Raw genomic sequence first — 15,387 nt, 5'->3', positions numbered from 1 at the left:
GCCCCCGTGCCGCCCGGCTGTGTTTCCCGGCGGATTTCTTCGTGAGAGGTCAGGATGATCAACGTTTTCCAGCCCAGTCTGGGCGACGAGGAGGCCGCGGCCGTCGCGGAGGTCTTCGCCTCCGGCTGGCTGGGCCACGGGCCGCGCACCAAGGCCTTCGAGGCCGGCTTCGCCGAGCACGTCGGGGCCCGGCCGGAGCAGGTCGTGTTCATCAACTCCTGTACCGCCGGGCTGTTCCTGGCCACCGAGCTGCTGGGGCTCGGCCCCGGCGACGACGTGGTCATGCCCTCGGTGAGCTTCGTGGCCGCGGCCAACGCCGTCGCGGCCACCGGGGCCCGGCCGGTGTTCTGCGATGTCGACCCCCGCACCCTCAACCCGACGGCCGCCCACGTCGAGAGCGCGCTGACGCCGCGCACGAAGGCGGTGCTGGTGCTCCACTACGGCGGTCACCCGGGCGACATCGCCGCCATCGCCGCACTGTGCCGCCGCCGCGGGATCGCCCTGGTCGAGGACGCCGCCTGCGCCGTGGCGTCCACCGCGCACGGCACCGCCTGCGGGACCTTCGGGGACATCGGGGTGTGGAGCTTCGACGCGATGAAGGTGCTGGTCACCGGAGACGGCGGGGCCCTCTACGTCCGCGACCCCGAACTCGCCCGCAGGGCCCGCCGCATGGCCTACCACGGGCTGGAGCAGGCCAGCGGATTCTCCGCCGCCCGGGTCTCCCACCGCTGGTGGGAGCTGGACGTGCGGGAGTTCGGCCGCCGGGTCATCGGCAACGACGTCACCGCGGCCATCGGCAGCGTCCAGCTGCGGCGCCTGCCCGGTTTCGTCGCCCGGCGCCGCGAGATCGCCGGGGCCTACGACCGGCTGCTCGCCGACGCCGAGGGCGTGCGGCTGCCGCCGCCGCTCCCGGCGGGCCACACCGGCTCGTACTACTTCTACTGGGTGCAGCTCGACCCGGCCGTCCGCGACGGGGTCGCGGCCGACCTGCTGGAGCGCGGCGTCTACACGACCTTCCGCTATCCGCCGCTGCACAGGGTCCCCGCCTACGGGGCCGGCCACGGCGAACTGCCCGGCACCGACGAGGCGTCGGAGGCCACCTTGCTGCTGCCCCTGCACCAGGGGCTCGACGACACCGAGGTGCGGACCGTGGCCGACGAGCTGCGCAAGGCCGTGGAGAGCCGCTCCTCCGGTGGCAGGAGGTGAGCGGTGAGGATCACCGAGACGGCCTTGCCCGGTGTGTACACCGTCACCCCCGACCGGCTCCGCGACCGGCGCGGCGACTTCTACGAGGCGATGCGCGCCGGGGAGTTCGAGAAGGCGCTGGGGCACCCGTTCGTGCCCCGGCAGATCAACTACTCGGTGTCCAGGCGCAACACGCTCCGCGGCGTCCACGGCGTGACCGTCCCGCCGGGCCAGGCCAAGTACGTCACCTGTGTCCGGGGAGCCCTGCGGGACGTCGCCGTCGACCTGCGCGTGGGTTCGCCCGCCTTCGGAGAGCACGTGGTCAACGAGCTGGACGCCGAATCGGGCCGCGCGGTGTACGTGCCCGAGGGAGTGGGCCACGGCTTCCTGGCCCTGACCGACGACACCTGCATCTGCTACGTGCTCTCCTCCGAGCACGTGCCGGGCACCCAGGTGGACGTCAACCCGCTCGACCCCGACCTCGCCATACCCTGGGGCTTCACCGAGCACCCGCTGATGTCCGAGAAGGACGCCCGGGCCCCGACCCTGGCCGAGGCCATGGCGGCGGGCCTGCTCGCCACCTGGCGGGGGTCCCCGCACGCGCGCCGGCCCGCCGCGGCCCGCTGACCCGCCCCGCCCCTCCGGAACAAGCCCCTCCGAACGGCCCTTCCGGAACGGCCGGGCACCGCGCCGCCCTTCGCCGGGCGGCCACCGGGTCACCGACGTGCTCCGAGTCAGCTCCGTTCGACGGCCGCCGCGCCGCACGACGTGCGGCGGCCCGTGTCCGGCGACGAGACGCCGGGAATCCGGGTCCGCCGGCCCCACGGCCCCACGGCCCCACCGGGCCCCCGGCACGACCCGGCGCTCCCACTCCGTACCGCTGTGAGGAGAAGACCGTCATGAAGGCTCTGGTGCTGTCCGGCGGTTCGGGCACCCGCCTGCGCCCGTTCAGCTACTCCATGCCCAAACAACTCATCCCGATCGCCAACAAGCCCGTCCTGGAACACGTCCTGGAGAACATCCGCGACCTGGGCGTCACCGAGGTCGGTGTGATCGTCGGCGGCTGGGCCCAGCAGATCACCGAGGTGATCGGCGACGGCTCCCGGCTGGGGCTGCGCGTCACCTACATCGCGCAGGAGGAGCCGCTGGGCCTGGCGCACTGCGTGCGGCTGGCCCGCCCGTTCCTCGGCGACGACGACTTCGTGATGTACCTGGGCGACAACATGCTGCCCGACGGGGTCGTCCCGATCGCCGAGGAGTTCGCCGAGCACCGCCCGGACGCCCAGGTGGTGGTGCACAAGGTGCCCGACCCGCGCGCCTTCGGCGTCGTGGAGATGGACGCCGAGGGCCGTGTGACGCGGCTCGTGGAGAAACCGCGGGAGCCGCGCAGCGATCTGGCCCTGGTCGGCGTGTACTTCTTCACCGCGGCCGTCCACCGGGCGGTCGACTCCATCGAGCCCAGTGCGCGCGGCGAACTGGAGATCACCGACGCCCTCCAGTGGCTGGTGACCCGGGGGGCGGAGGTCAGGGCCAGCGAGTACGGCGGCTACTGGAAGGACACCGGCCGGGCCGAGGACGTCCTGGAGTGCAACCGCCGGCTGCTGGAGGAGCTCCGCCCCGGCCTCGCCGGCGAGGTCGACGGCCGCAGCGAGGTCGACGGCCGGGTCGTCGTCGAGGAGGGGGCCCGTGTCGTGCGGTCCCGCATCGAGGGGCCGGCGATCATCGGCAGGGGCTCGGTCGTCGAGGACAGCCACGTGGGCCCCGGCACCTCCGTCGGCCGCGGCTGCGTGCTGCGGGACACCCGGATCGCCGAGTCCATCGTGCTGGACGGGGCGTCGATCTCCGACGTGCCCGGCCTGTACGGCTCGCTGATCGGCCGCAACGCCACCGTGGGCGCCTCGGCCCGGCACCGGCTGGTGGTCGGCGACCACACCCGGATCGAGGTGGCGGCATGAGGTTCCTGGTCACCGGTGGCGCCGGCTTCATCGGCTCGCACTACGTCCGCACCATGCTGGAGGGCGGCTACCCGGGGTACGAGCGGGTCGGGGTGACCGTCCTGGACAGCCTCGGCTACGCGGGCAACCGGGAGAACCTGCCGGCCTCCCACCCCCGGCTGGAGTTCGTCCGGGGCGACGTCTGCGACCTGCCGCTGCTGCTGGACCTGCTGCCCGGCCACGACGCGGCGGTGCACTTCGCCGCGGAGTCGCACGTGGACCGGTCGCTGGAGTCCGCCGCGGAGTTCGTCCGGACGAACGTCATGGGCACCCAGACCCTGCTGGAGGCCTGTCTGCGCACCGGTGTGGAGCGGGTGGTGCACGTCTCCACCGACGAGGTGTACGGGTCGATCGAGAAGGGCTCGTGGACCGAGGAGTGGCCGCTGGCGCCCAACTCCCCGTACGCGGCGTCCAAGGCGGGCTCGGACCTGGTGGCCCGCGCGTACTGGCGCACCCACGGGCTGGACCTGTCGATCACCCGGTGCTCCAACAACTACGGGCCCCGCCAGCACCCGGAGAAGCTGATCCCGCTGTTCGTCACCAACCTGCTGGAGGGCGAGCCGGTCCCGCTGTACGGGGACGGGCTCAACGTCCGGGAGTGGCTGCACGTGGACGACCACTGCCGGGCGGTCCAGCTGGTGCTGACCCGCGGGCAGGCGGGCGAGGTCTACAACGTCGGCGGGGGCGACGAGCGGACCAACCGGGAGATCACCGGGCGCCTGCTGGAGCTGTGCGGTGCCGACTGGTCGATGGTCCGCCACGTGCCCGACCGCAAGGCCCACGACCTGCGCTACTCGCTGGACGACACCAAGATCCGCGACGAGCTCGGCTACTCGCCGCGGATCCCGTTCGACCGGGGCCTGGCCGAGACCGTCGCCTGGTACCGCGACAACCCCGGCTGGTGGAAGCCCGTCAAGCACGGCCGCGCCGACGACGAGAAGGGAAGCGGAAGATGAGCGACCACAGGGCGCTGGTACTGGACGAGACCCGCAAGTACCACCTGGACCTCCAGGACGACGGCGGCTTCGTCCCCGGCGTGACCGAGATCTGGCCCTCGGGCGCGGTCCTGGACGCGGACGACCGGGTGGCGCTGGTGGAGGCCGCGCTCGACCTGCGCATCGCCGCCGGGGACCGGTCACGCAGGTTCGAGTCCCGTTTCGCCCGGCTGCTGGGACGGCGCAAGGCCCATCTGACCAACTCCGGCTCGTCGGCCAACCTGCTGGCCCTCACCGCGCTGACCTCGCACGTCCTGGGCGACCGGCGGCTGCGGCCGGGCGACGAGGTGATCACGGTGGCGGCGGGGTTCCCCACCACGGTGAACCCGATCGTGCAGAACGGCCTGGTGCCGGTCTTCGTCGACGTGGAGCTGGGCACCTACAACACCACCGCCGAGCGGGTGGCCGCCGCCATCGGCCCGCGCACCCGCGCCGTCATGATCGCGCACGCCCTCGGCAACCCCTTCGAGGTGGCGGAGATCGCGCGACTGGCCGAGGAGCACGGCCTGTTCCTGGTCGAGGACAACTGCGACGCGGTGGGCTCCACCTACGACGGCCGGCTCACCGGCACCTTCGGCCACCTGACGACCGTGAGCTTCTACCCGGCGCACCACCTGACGATGGGGGAGGGCGGCTGCGTCCTGACCTCTGACCTGAAGCTGGCCCGCGTCGTGGAGTCACTGCGGGACTGGGGCCGGGACTGCTGGTGCGAGCCGGGGAAGAACAACACCTGCCTGAAGCGGTTCGACTACCAGATGGGGAAGCTGCCCCACGGCTACGACCACAAGTACATCTTCTCCCACGTCGGCTACAACCTGAAGGCCACCGACCTCCAGGCCGCCCTGGGGCTGACCCAGCTCGACAAGCTCGACGGCTTCTGCGCCGCCCGGCGCCGGAACTGGCGCCGGCTGCGGGAAGGGCTGGACGGGCTGCCGCACCTGCTGCTGCCCGAGGCCACCCCGCGCAGCGACCCGAGCTGGTTCGGGTTCGTCATCACGGTCGATCCGGGCGCGCCGTTCAGCCGGGCGGCGCTGACGGACTTCCTGGAGGGCCGGAAGATCGGCACCCGGCGGCTGTTCGCCGGCAACCTCACCCGGCAGCCCGCCTACGTCGACCGGCCGCACCGGATCGCGGGGGAGCTGACCAACAGTGACGTCATCACCGAGCAGACCTTCTGGGTGGGCGTCTACCCGGGGCTGACCGACGAGATGATCGACTACGTCGTCGCATCGGTGCGGGAGTTCGTCCGGAGGAACGGATGACCATCGGGATCGCCGAGAACACCGCGGTCGCGGGCCCCGCGCTGCGCCCCCGCCGGGACGACCGCCTGGCGGCGCGGCTCGCCCGCTCCGCCGCGGAACGCGCGGAGGGCGCGGGCATGCGCACGGAGGACTTCGCCGCCTGGCTGGAGGAGCGCGGGCGCAGCCACCGCTTCGCGGTGGGGCGGATACCGTTCGCCGAGCTGGACGGCTGGTCCTTCGCCCCGGGCACCGGGGACCTGGCGCACCGCAGCGGCCGGTTCTTCAGGGTCGAGGGAATGCGCGCCCAGGTGGACGAGGGCCCGTTCCGCCGGTGGGAGCAGCCGGTCATCAGACAGCCCGAGGTGGGCATCCTGGGCATCCTGGCCAAGGAGTTCGACGGAGTCCTGCACTTCCTGATGCAGGCCAAGATGGAGCCGGGCAACCGCAACCTCCTCCAGCTCTCCCCGACGGTGCAGGCGACCCGGTCCAACTACACCAGGGTGCACCGGGGTTCGAAGGTGAAGTACGTCGAGCACTTCACCCGGCCGGGCGGGGGCCGGGTGCTGGCCGACGTGCTCCAGTCGGAGCACGGCTCGTGGTTCCTGCGCAAGTCCAACCGGAACATGCTCGTGGAGACCGCCGGCGACGTTCCCCGGGACCCGGACTTCTGCTGGCTGACCCTCGGCCAGATCGGTGAACTGCTGCGCCGGGACAACGTCGTCAACATGGACGCCCGGACCGTCCTGGCGTGCGCGCCGGTGGCCCACCCGGGGAGCGGCGCCCTGCACTCCGACACCGAGCTGCTGTCCTGGTTCACCGGGGAGCGCTCCCGCCACGAGGTGCGCGTCGAGCGCGTCCCGCTCGGCCGGGTGGAGGGCTGGTGGCGGGGGGAGTCGTCCATCGAGCACGTGGACGGCCGGTACTTCAAGGTGGTGGCCGTCTCCGTCGAGGCCGGCAACCGGGAGGTGCGGGGCTGGACCCAGCCGCTGTTCGAGCCGGTCGGGCGCGGTGTCACCGCCTTCCTGACCCGGCGGTTCGGCGGTGTGCCGCACCTGCTGGCCCACGCCCGGGTCGAGGGCGGCTTCCTGGACACCGTCGAGCTGGGGCCCACCGTCCAGTACACCCCCGCCAACTACGCCGGCCTGCGCGGTGCGTACCGGCCGCCCTTCCTGGACCTGGTCCTGGACGCCCCGCCGGAGCGCGTCCGCTACGAGGCGGTCCACTCCGAGGAGGGCGGCCGCTTCCTCAACGCCGAGTCCCGCTACCTGTTCGTGGAGGCCGACGAGTCGCAGGCGCCCGCCGACCCGCCGCCCGGCTACCGCTGGGTGACCCCCGGCCAGCTCACCTCCCTCGTACGGCACGGGCACTACGTGAACGTGCAGGCCCGCACCCTGCTGGCCTGCCTGACGACCGGGACGGTGGAGCTGTGAAGGCCACCGCGGCGGCACCGGTGCGGGTCGCGGTGCTCGGCTGCGCGGACATCGCCCGCCGCCGGATGCTCCCCGCCCTGGCAGCGTCCCCCCGGACCGGACTGGTCGCCGTGGCCGGCCGGGACCGGCGGCGGGCCGAGGAGACCGCGCGTCCCTACGGCTGCCGCGCGGTCCACGGCTACGAGGCCGTGCTGGAGGACGATGCGGTCGAGGCCGTGTACGTCCCGCTGCCCGCGGCGCTGCACGCCGAGTGGGTCGAGGCCGCGCTGCGGGCGGGCAAGCACGTCCTGGCGGAGAAGCCGCTGACCACCGACCGGCACCGGACGCGGGAGCTGCTGGAACTGGCCCGTGAGCGCGGGCTGGCGCTGGTGGAGAACACCATGTTCGTCCACCATCCGCAGCACGCGGTGGTCCGCAAGCTGCTGGCCGAGGGGGTGCTCGGCGAACTCCGCTCCCTGCGGGCCGAGTTCGCCGTACCCCGGCGCCCCGAGGGCGACATCCGGCTCCGCCGGGAACTGGGCGGCGGCGCGCTGTGGGACACCGGTGTCTACCCGGTCCGGGCCGCCCTGTACTTCCTCGGTTCCGAGGCCGTCGTCGCCGGCGCCGTCCTCACCGACGACCCCCGGCACGGCGTGGACGTCTCCGGCGCCGCGCTGCTGCGCACCCCCGGCGGAGTCACCGCCCAGCTCGCCTTCGGTCTCGACCACGGTTACCGGTCCGTCTGCGAGCTCACCGGGACCCGCGGCCGGATCGTCGTCGACCGGGCCTTCACCCCGCCCGCCGACCACGCCCCGGTGATCCGGGTCGAGGGCGCCGCGGGGGTGGAGGAGATCCGGCTCGACCCCTTCGACCAGGTCGCGGCCGCGGTCGACGCCTTCGCGGCGGCGGCGCGGGCCGGCGCGGTCCCGGACGCCCGGGCGTGCCTGCGCCAGGCCGAGCTGCTGGAGGAGATCGCGCGGACGGGCCGGCCCGCGCGGGACTGAAGCCGGGCCGGCCGTACGAGCGCCCGCCCGCGACCGCGCGGACGCCCCGTCGTCTCCCCCCGGGGCGTCCGCGCTTCCGTGCGTTCCCGAGCCTCCGCGCCCGCGGCTCCGCTCCGTTCCGGTCCGGTGCCGGCCGGGGACCGGCCCCGCGCGCCCCGGAGACCGTCCGGCGGCCCGCGCCGGCCCGCCTCAGCCTCCGGTGAGACGGCTGCCGCTGTGCGCGGCGCCGTACGCGTCGTGCGGGTTGGTCAGGGCGCAGCGGTCGAGGGAGAGGCAGCCGCAGCCGATGCAGTCGGTCAGGTCGTCGCGCAGCTCCTCCAGCTGCCTGATGCGGGTGTCGAGGTCCGCGCGCCAGCACTCGGACACGCGCGCCCAGTCCTCCCGGGTGGGCGTGCGGCTGTCCGGCAGCAGCCCCAGCACCGTGCGGATCCTCTCCAGGGAGATGCCCACACGCTGCGAGGCGCGGACGAACGCGACCCGGCGGAGGGTGTCGCGGCCGTAGCGGCGCTGGTTCCCGCTGGTCCGGCGGCTGTGGATGAGCCCGTTGCGCTCGTAGAAGCGCAGGGCCGAGGTGCTGACACCGCTGCGTTCGGCCAGCTGGCCGATGGTGAGCTCTTGGGCCTTCCAGGAAACGGGCGGCATGTGTCCCAGACTACTGGACTTGAACCTTTGTTCAAGTTGCACTCTGTCTGCCGGAGGGAATCCGCCCTGCCAGAGGAACCGAGGAGACGACGATGAGTGAGACCCTGCCGCGCCTCGCCGTGATCATCGGAAGCGTCCGCGAGGGACGCTTCGGGCCGACCGTGGCGAACTGGTTCGCCGGTCAGGCCGAGGAGTTCGGCCGCTTCGAGGTGGACGTGATCGACCTGGCGCAGTGGCCGCTGCCCGTGGTGATGCCGAGCTGGGACGGCGAGCCGTCCGCGGAGACGATCCGCAGCAAGGAGGAGCTGTCGCGCAGGCTGGGCGCGGCCGACGCCTTCGTCGTGGTGACCCCCGAGTACAACCACAGCTTCCCCGCCTCCCTGAAGAACGTGATCGACTGGTTCCGGGAGGAGTGGTTCGCCAAGCCGGTCGGCCTGGTCTCCTACGGGGGCATGGGCGGCGGCCTGCGGTCGGCGGAGCACCTGCGCCAGGTCTTCCCCGAACTGCACGCGATGACCGTCCGCGACTCCCTGAGCTTCCACAACGCCTGGGACGTCTTCGGCGCGGACGGGCAGCCGAAGGACCCGGAGGCCGCCGCCTCGGCGGCCAAGGGGATGCTCGACCAGCTCGACTGGTGGGCCGGCGTGCTGCGCGAGGGCCGCAGGCGGCGCCCGTACGGGGGCTGAATCCACGGGCGGAGTCCTCCCGGCGCTCTTGGCGGAAAGAACGCCGCCGACCGGCGCGGGGCCGGTCGGCGGCGTTGTGGGGGGAGTTCCGCGGGCCGGGGGAAGGCGGCCCGCGGAGGGAGGGTCATCCGCCGTGGGGGGTCACCGGATGACCGTGATCCGGTCCGCCGCCGGTGCGCCGATCGGGTCGGCGGCGGAGGAGTTGGCGGTCAGGTAGTCCTGGAGGGCCGCCAGGTCGTCACTGCCGACCAGCGGGTCGGTGCCCTGCGCCAGCGTCGGGAAGCCGTCGCCGCCACCGGCCAGGAAGGAGTTGACCGCGACGCGGTAGGAGGCCGACGGGTCGATCGGTTCGCCGTTCAGCCGCACCGAGTCCGCGACGACCCGGTCCGCGCCGGAACGGGTGAGGTCGAGGGTGTAGGTCAGGCCGGAGGAGACCTGGAGGATCTTCGGGGAGGCCTCGTTGGCGCCGCTGACCTGCTCGCGCAGCACCTTCAGGAGCTGCTCGCCGGTGAGGGTGGTCAGGTTGACGGTGTTGGAGAAGGGCTGGACGGTGAAGCCCTCGGCGTACGTCACCACACCGTCGCCCTCGGCGCCGGAGGCCGCGTACACCAGGTCGGCGCGGATGCCGCCGGGGTTCATCAGGGCCAGGTCGGCCTCGGGGTCCAGCCCGCGGGCGTGGGCGAGCTGGGCGTCGGCGATCAGGTCGCCCAGCGGGGACTCGGGCCTGGTGCGGTCGGCGGTGATGTCCTCGGAGATCCAGCCGATGGGGCGGCCCGCGACGGGCGCGGCCAGCCCCTTCCAGTAGTCGATCAGGGAGGTGAGGTCGGCGGCCTTCTCCTGGTTGCGGTGGACGACGCGGTTGGCGCCCTGGACCGAGGCGCGCACGATGTCGCGGGTGCGGCGGTCGTACTCCATGTTCAGCTCGGTGAACAGCCGGCCGAAGGAGGCTGCGGAGGTGACCAGGCGGTCCTCGCCGCGCGGGTCGGGGATGGAGCAGACGTACGGCTGGTGGGTGTGGCCGGTGATCAGCGCGTCCACGCCCGCGTTCGTCCGCTTGGCGATGTCGACGATCGGGCCGGACAGCCTGCCGCCGTCCTCGCCGCAGTCGGCGTTGTAGGCGCTGGAGGCCGGGGTGCCGCCCTCGTGGACCAGCGCGATGACGGCGTTGACGCCCTTGCGGCGCAGCTCCTCGGTGTACTTGTCGATGGTCTCGGCCTCGTCGAGGAACTTCAGCCCCTTCACGCCCTCGGCCGAGACGATGTCCGGCGTGCCCTCCAGCGTGACGCCGATGAAGCCGACCTTGACGCCCTTCATCTTCTTGACGGTGTACGGGGCCAGCAGCGGCCTGCCGGTCTTCTCGTCGACGACGTTGGCCGCGAGGATCGGGAAGTCGGCGCCCTCGAAGGTGCGGCCCTCGTCGTAGCAGCCGTCCTCGGGGTGGCAGCCGCCCTTCTGGAGGCGCCTGAGCTCGGCGGCGCCCTCGTCGAACTCGTGGTTGCCGACGCCCACGACGTCCATGCCGAGCGCGTTCATCGCCTCGATGGTGGGCTCGTCGTGGAAGAGGCCCGACAGCAGCGGGCTGGCGCCGACGATGTCGCCGGGGGCGACGGTCACCGAGTACGGGTTGCCCTCGCGGGCCTCGCGCAGGGAGGTGGCGAGGTACTCGGCGCCGCCCGCGTCGATCTGCTCGGTGGTGCCGTCGGGGTGCTGGTGGGTCACACGGCCGGAGGAACCCGTCGGGGGCTCCAGGTTGCCGTGGAAGTCGTTGATGGCGAGCACCTGGAGGTCGACGGTGCGGCCGTTGTGCTCGCCGCGGTCGCCGTGCGCGCCGGGGGTCCCGGACGGGGCGTCCTGCGCGGCGGCGGGCATGGCGGCGCCGAGGGCGCCGACGGTCAGCAGACCGGCCGCGGCTGCGGTGAGTCTGCGGGAGAGGGGAGACCGCTTGGGCGGAGTGGACATGTTCTGTCCCCTTCTGTTCCCTTGTCGAGGCCGTGAGTTGACCCGAAAGTGGCCGGTGGTGGCGGAGGCAGCCTAGGTCAACGCGCGTAGCGTGTCATTGTTGCGTTGGTAACCGCCAGGTTTCGATGCTGCGTAGGCTTCTCCCCATGAGCGACGTGGTGGTTGTGGACGAGCTGACGCCCGAGGCCGTGCGGCAGGCCCAGGCGCTGATCGACGAGGCCGCCCGGGTGGACGGCCAGCCGGCCGTCTCCGAGCAGGGCCGCCTCCAGTTGCGCGGCGGGCGCCGCGAGGGCGTACGGCATCTGCTGCTCTGGGAACAGGGGGAGCTGGCCGGTTACGGGCAGCTCGAGGACACCGATCCGGTCGAGGCTCCGACCGGTGAGTTCGTCGTCCACCCCGACCACCGCAACCGGGGCCACGGACTGGCCCTGGGCCGCGCGCTGCTGGAGGCGTCGGACCGGCGGCTGCGGGTGTGGGCGCACGGCGGCCACCCGGCCGCACGGCACCTGGCCCGGCTGCTCGGCCTCACCCTCTTCCGCGAACTGCGGCAGATGCGGCGCCCGCTGACGGGCCTGGACCTGCCCGAGCCGTCGCTCCCGCCGGGCGTGCGGCTGCGGACCTTCGTCCCCGGCCGGGACGACGCCGCCTGGCTGGCCGCCAACGCCGCCGCCTTCGCCCACCACCCCGAGCAGGGCGGCATGACCCAGCGCGACCTGGACGACCGCAAGGCCGAGCCGTGGTTCGACCCCAACGGCTTCTTCCTCGCCGTGCGCGACGGCGGGCGTGACGGGGGCGGCGGGGACGAGGGCGCGGGCGGCGGTGGGGAACTGCTCGGCTTCCACTGGACGAAGGTCCACAGCGCCGAGCAGCTCGGAGAGGTGTACGTCGTCGGCGTCACCCCGGACGCCCAGGGCGGGGGCCTGGGCAAGGCTCTGACGCTGGTGGGCCTGCGCTACCTCGCCCGCGACCGCGGCCTGCCGACCGCGATGCTGTACGTGGACGCCGACAACACCGCGGCCGTGAAGGTCTACGAGGGCCTGGGCTTCGAGACCCACGAGGTGGACCTTATGTACCGCACGGAGGGCTGAACCGGCCGCCGGCCGCCGGCCTCCGCTCGGAGGTCGGCGGCCGGCGGGTCGGCGGACGCGTCAGCGGTCCGTCGTCCGCCTGCGGCGCAGCACGGGCCAGGCCGCGGCGTACCCCGCCGCCACGCACCCGGCCAGGACGGCCGACCACTGCACGATCGCCTCCCCGGGCAGCCCGAACCGGCGCCCGAGGGAGGCCAGTACGAGCACGGACATCGCGATCACCACGGTCCCGTGCAGCAGGTGGGCCCGGCGGGTGCGCACCTCGGCGGGCAGTAACCAGCTCAGCAGCTCGGCCAGGAACAGCACGTCACAATCCCCCGTTCGTCGGCGTGGCAGTCCGTTCCCGACCTGCCCGCCCTCGGCCGGCTCCCCCTCGGCAGCGGCGGCCGGGAACGGGATCAGCCTGCCACGGGCGCCTCCAGTACGGCCCGCAGCCGGCGGGCCTCCTTCACCAGGCGGCCGCTGCCGCCCCGGCCGGCGGCCTCCGCCACCCCGCCGACCGGCCCGCGCGCCCCGCAGGTCCCGGCGCACTCGGTGGCCAGCGCCAGAAGATCCGGCAGTCCCCGCACCGGCTCACGTATCGCCAGCATCTCCGGCAGCGCGGCGGCCAGCACAGCGAACACCGTGGCCGGGGCCCCGGCACGCACCGCCTCCCGCAGCGACTCCAGCAGCCGGTTCGGCTTCACCGTCCCGGCCGCCACCGTTCCGGCCACGTCCCGGCCCAGCCGCGCCGCGTCCAGATCGCCGCGCGCCGCCAGCACCAGCAGCGCGTCCACGGCCGCCGTACGGTCCTCCGGGTGCCGCGCGCCCAGGGTGTGCGCCAGCCCCAGGTGGACGGCCGGCCCGGCCGCGCCCCCGGCCTCGGCCAGCGCGGGCAGCAGCGCCGCGCCGCCGCGCAGCTCCTCGTCGCTGGTGGCGGCGAAGGTGGTCTGCAGACGCAGGGCGACCAGCTCGCGGTGGACGGGCAGCACGGACGGCCACAGGTGGTGCCCGGTGTTCCAGACGGCCCGGCCCCGATCGCCGTCGGGGGTGTACGTGTCCAGCAACCGCCGGAAGACGGGGCTGAGTTCGCACGGCGCCGACACCGCGGCGCCGGAGAGCGAGACCCGGGTGACGGGGATCCGGTAAGGGTCGGGCCGGTGCTCCTCCACCGCGCGGACGGGGTCCGCCACCGACAGGCCGCCCGCCTCCAGCCAGGTGGCGAGCCGCCGCCCGGCCGGGGTGCCCAGCCGTCCGGCGGCGGCCAGGGCCTCCGGACCGGCGGCATGGACGTCGACGCGCAGCAGCGCCTGGTCCAGATCGCAGGGACCGGGTACGGCGCCCGCGCTCTCGTACTCGGCCAGCCGGGCGACCAGTCCGGCCGGGTCGATCCGCCCGTCGGCGGTGGTGGGGGTGGCGAGCAGGAACGGCAGCGGATCGCGCCTGGACCGCCAAGCGGCCTCCCTCAGACGCGCCATGACGACCTCACCGAACGGGCTGAGGCCCCGTTCCCGCGCCTGCTCCCCGGCCTCGGCCTCCGACTCCGGCGGCAGGGTGGCCCGTTCCTGGCGGAACAGCACCGCGATCACGTACCGAAGGTGGCCCGGGCCCGGATCTCCCCACCACATACCGTGCCTGTCCCAGTGATGGGCGCGTATGACCGGCTCCAGCGCCTCCTTCAGGCCCTTGCGGTCCCGGTGGGCGTGGCGGACCAGGCCGTCCAGGGCCCGCTCGAAGGCGGCCGCGTCGACACCGGGGGCGGCGGAGGGCCGGAACCGGGCCGCCCCTGCGGCGGCCAGGACGGCGCCGACCTCCTCGGCCACCTCGGCGGCGGTGGCGAGCGGCGGCGCCATCGGCACCGGCTCGGGGACGGGCGGGAGGACGTCCTCCCAGGGCCCGGCGGCCCCGTCGTCCGCCAGCTCCACACCCAGCACCTCGGCGGCGCGGGGACGCAGAGCGGGGCTCAACGAGCTTGCGGCCGAGGCAAGTTCGGGGCGCACCGCGTCCCCGGCGTGCTTCAGGCGGCGGGCGATCAGGTTCAGTGCCCGCTCCTGGACGGCGGTGTCCTCGTGTCCGAGGGCATCGGCGGCGGCGAGCACCACCGCCCCGGCCCGCTCCCGGTCGCGGCGGGCTGCGGCGTCCAGCCAGCTCAACTGGGCGCGCACCAGCTTCTTCTCCGTCCGGAACAGCACCGCCCGCGACGCCTGGGCCAAATGCTCGTCGTCCAGCCGTCCGTCCGCGTCCAGGGCGGCAAGACGCTCCTGGGCGAGGGCGGCGACGGTGGAGTGGGCGTCGGGCAGCAGCCGCAGCAGGGTGGTGGCGCGGGCCGCGTACTCGTCATCGGTGGGCTCCAGGGCCTTCAACAGGGCGAGGAAACCGCGTGCGTCTCCCGGACTCCCACTGCGCAGCAGCCGGGAGAGGCAGCCGTCGAGCAGGGTGGACCGCTCCAGCCGTCCCTCGGCGGCGAGCGCCGCCAGGGTCTGCGGCCAGGATCCGGCGCTCTCCAGCAGCAGTGCGCCGATGTCCTCCGCCTCGAACAGGAGCGGGGCGAGCACCTCCAGGAAAGGATCGGCGCGCAGCCGTTCCATAAGCGACAGGGACGCGTCGTGCGGCGCGCCCGGCCGGTACCGGGACCGGGAGGGCCAACTCCGGTTCCGCACCCACTCCTGGACGAACGCCCCGCCGGTCGGCACGGCGCATCCCGAACGCAGGACCAGCGCCTCGACCAGGGCGTAGTGGCCCCGGCCCCACTCGCTGTCCGCCCGGCGGCGCCCGGCGACACGGTGGGCGACGTCCCCCTGCCAGCTCGCCGGCCGGTCGCCGAGGACCGCCAGGAGACAGGGGGCGTCTGCGGGCTCGACCAGGCTCAGATCGGTGTGCGCGAGCCACTGGGCGGCAGCGGCGGCCCCCGTGTGGCAGCCCGCGCCCGCGATGACCAGAGCCCCCCTGCGCGGCCGGGCCTGGTGACCCCACTCGTCGCGCAACCGGGCGCGCCATGCCTTCAGATGGGGGACGCACGAGCGCCGCTGCCCGTCGGACAGGGCGGCGATCAGCTCGGGCAGCCGCTTCGGCTCACCACCCGCCACGGCGAGCAGCACCGCGTACGCGTCCTGGTCCAGCTCCCGTTCGGCCGCCGCCAGTACCTCGCGCTCCCCGTCGGACAGGTGGTCCGTGCGCGTCCGTCCGCCCACCAGCCGGGCCAGGG

At 73.9% G+C, this 15,387-nt stretch carries 13 protein-coding genes; 9 read left to right on the top strand and 4 right to left on the bottom strand.

Annotation, left to right across the window (positions count from 1 at the left end; genetic code table 11):
* The first annotated feature begins 54 nt into the window (after nt 1-54).
* From ACLIYP_RS05820 to ACLIYP_RS05790, 7 genes are all read left to right on the top strand, one after another.
* Entirely contained in the window at nt 55-1,206 is a 1,152-nt protein-coding gene (locus ACLIYP_RS05820; RefSeq protein ID WP_412712069.1) for a DegT/DnrJ/EryC1/StrS aminotransferase family protein, read from the top strand.
* A gap of 3 nt (nt 1,207-1,209) precedes the next feature.
* Nucleotides 1,210-1,812 carry a dTDP-4-dehydrorhamnose 3,5-epimerase family protein gene (locus ACLIYP_RS05815; RefSeq protein WP_412712068.1) on the top strand — a complete coding sequence of 201 codons (603 nt, stop codon included), beginning with the start codon at nt 1,210-1,212 and terminating at the stop codon, nt 1,810-1,812.
* A gap of 272 nt (nt 1,813-2,084) precedes the next feature.
* Nucleotides 2,085-3,140: a glucose-1-phosphate thymidylyltransferase gene (locus ACLIYP_RS05810; protein ID WP_412712067.1), complete on the top strand. Its 1,056-nt coding sequence runs from the start codon at nt 2,085-2,087 to the stop codon at nt 3,138-3,140.
* Entirely contained in the window at nt 3,137-4,135 is a 999-nt protein-coding gene (gene rfbB / locus ACLIYP_RS05805) for a dTDP-glucose 4,6-dehydratase (RefSeq protein WP_412712066.1), read from the top strand. The genes ACLIYP_RS05810 and rfbB overlap by 4 nt, the downstream gene beginning before the upstream one ends.
* Complete coding sequence (gene rfbH / locus ACLIYP_RS05800) at nt 4,132-5,436, top strand: lipopolysaccharide biosynthesis protein RfbH (protein WP_412712065.1); 1,305 nt, start codon at nt 4,132-4,134, stop codon at nt 5,434-5,436. Before rfbB ends, rfbH begins: the two co-directional genes overlap by 4 nt.
* Complete coding sequence (locus ACLIYP_RS05795; RefSeq protein ID WP_412712064.1) at nt 5,433-6,845, top strand: NDP-hexose 2,3-dehydratase family protein; 1,413 nt, start codon at nt 5,433-5,435, stop codon at nt 6,843-6,845. The genes rfbH and ACLIYP_RS05795 overlap by 4 nt, the downstream gene beginning before the upstream one ends.
* Nucleotides 6,842-7,828: a Gfo/Idh/MocA family protein gene (locus ACLIYP_RS05790; RefSeq protein ID WP_412712063.1), complete on the top strand. Its 987-nt coding sequence runs from the start codon at nt 6,842-6,844 to the stop codon at nt 7,826-7,828. The genes ACLIYP_RS05795 and ACLIYP_RS05790 overlap by 4 nt, the downstream gene beginning before the upstream one ends.
* A 189-nt stretch (nt 7,829-8,017) precedes the next feature.
* On the opposite strand, the gene soxR is transcribed toward ACLIYP_RS05790, so the two are convergent.
* Nucleotides 8,018-8,470, bottom strand: coding sequence for a redox-sensitive transcriptional activator SoxR (soxR, locus tag ACLIYP_RS05785; protein ID WP_412712062.1), 453 nt, complete (start codon nt 8,468-8,470; stop codon nt 8,018-8,020).
* A gap of 92 nt (nt 8,471-8,562) precedes the next feature.
* Here soxR and ACLIYP_RS05780 point away from each other — a divergent pair, with 92 nt between their 5' ends.
* A complete protein-coding gene (locus ACLIYP_RS05780; RefSeq protein WP_412712061.1) occupies nt 8,563-9,156 on the top strand; it encodes an NADPH-dependent FMN reductase in 594 nt (197 codons plus the stop codon).
* A 141-nt stretch (nt 9,157-9,297) separates the two neighbouring features.
* On the opposite strand, the gene ACLIYP_RS05775 is transcribed toward ACLIYP_RS05780, so the two are convergent.
* Nucleotides 9,298-11,115, bottom strand: a complete 1,818-nt coding sequence (locus ACLIYP_RS05775; protein ID WP_412712060.1) for a bifunctional metallophosphatase/5'-nucleotidase — start codon at nt 11,113-11,115, stop codon at nt 9,298-9,300.
* A gap of 146 nt (nt 11,116-11,261) precedes the next feature.
* Here ACLIYP_RS05775 and mshD point away from each other — a divergent pair, with 146 nt between their 5' ends.
* A complete protein-coding gene (gene mshD, locus ACLIYP_RS05770; protein ID WP_412712059.1) occupies nt 11,262-12,203 on the top strand; it encodes a mycothiol synthase in 942 nt (313 codons plus the stop codon).
* Nucleotides 12,204-12,263: 60 nt separating this feature from the next.
* Here mshD and ACLIYP_RS05765 read toward each other — a convergent pair whose 3' ends face one another.
* Together ACLIYP_RS05765 and ACLIYP_RS05760 are read right to left on the bottom strand one after the other, a co-directional pair.
* Complete coding sequence (locus ACLIYP_RS05765) at nt 12,264-12,509, bottom strand: hypothetical protein (RefSeq protein ID WP_412712058.1); 246 nt, start codon at nt 12,507-12,509, stop codon at nt 12,264-12,266.
* Nucleotides 12,510-12,601: 92 nt separating this feature from the next.
* The coding region (locus ACLIYP_RS05760) for a DUF6493 family protein (RefSeq protein WP_412712057.1) at nt 12,602-15,387 on the bottom strand (2,786 nt) is incomplete at its 5' end.

It is taken from the genome of Streptomyces nanhaiensis (assembly GCF_046614825.1).
GTDB lineage: Bacteria > Actinomycetota > Actinomycetes > Streptomycetales > Streptomycetaceae > Streptomyces > Streptomyces radiopugnans.
This window is presented reverse-complemented; position numbering and strand designations above follow the sequence as displayed.

Bases quoted from the DNA above. Each gene is read 5' to 3' on its own strand.
- ACLIYP_RS05775 (WP_412712060.1), bottom strand. From the start codon at position 11,115: ATGTCCACTCCGCCCAAGCGGTCTCCCCTCTCCCGCAGACTCACCGCA.
- ACLIYP_RS05795 (WP_412712064.1), top strand. From the start codon at position 5,433: ATGACCATCGGGATCGCCGAGAACACCGCGGTCGCGGGCCCCGCGCTG.
- rfbH (WP_412712065.1), top strand. From the start codon at position 4,132: ATGAGCGACCACAGGGCGCTGGTACTGGACGAGACCCGCAAGTACCAC.
- ACLIYP_RS05780 (WP_412712061.1), top strand. From the start codon at position 8,563: ATGAGTGAGACCCTGCCGCGCCTCGCCGTGATCATCGGAAGCGTCCGC.
- rfbB (WP_412712066.1), top strand. From the start codon at position 3,137: ATGAGGTTCCTGGTCACCGGTGGCGCCGGCTTCATCGGCTCGCACTAC.
- soxR (WP_412712062.1), bottom strand. From the start codon at position 8,470: ATGCCGCCCGTTTCCTGGAAGGCCCAAGAGCTCACCATCGGCCAGCTG.
- ACLIYP_RS05820 (WP_412712069.1), top strand. From the start codon at position 55: ATGATCAACGTTTTCCAGCCCAGTCTGGGCGACGAGGAGGCCGCGGCC.
- mshD (WP_412712059.1), top strand. From the start codon at position 11,262: ATGAGCGACGTGGTGGTTGTGGACGAGCTGACGCCCGAGGCCGTGCGG.
- ACLIYP_RS05810 (WP_412712067.1), top strand. From the start codon at position 2,085: ATGAAGGCTCTGGTGCTGTCCGGCGGTTCGGGCACCCGCCTGCGCCCG.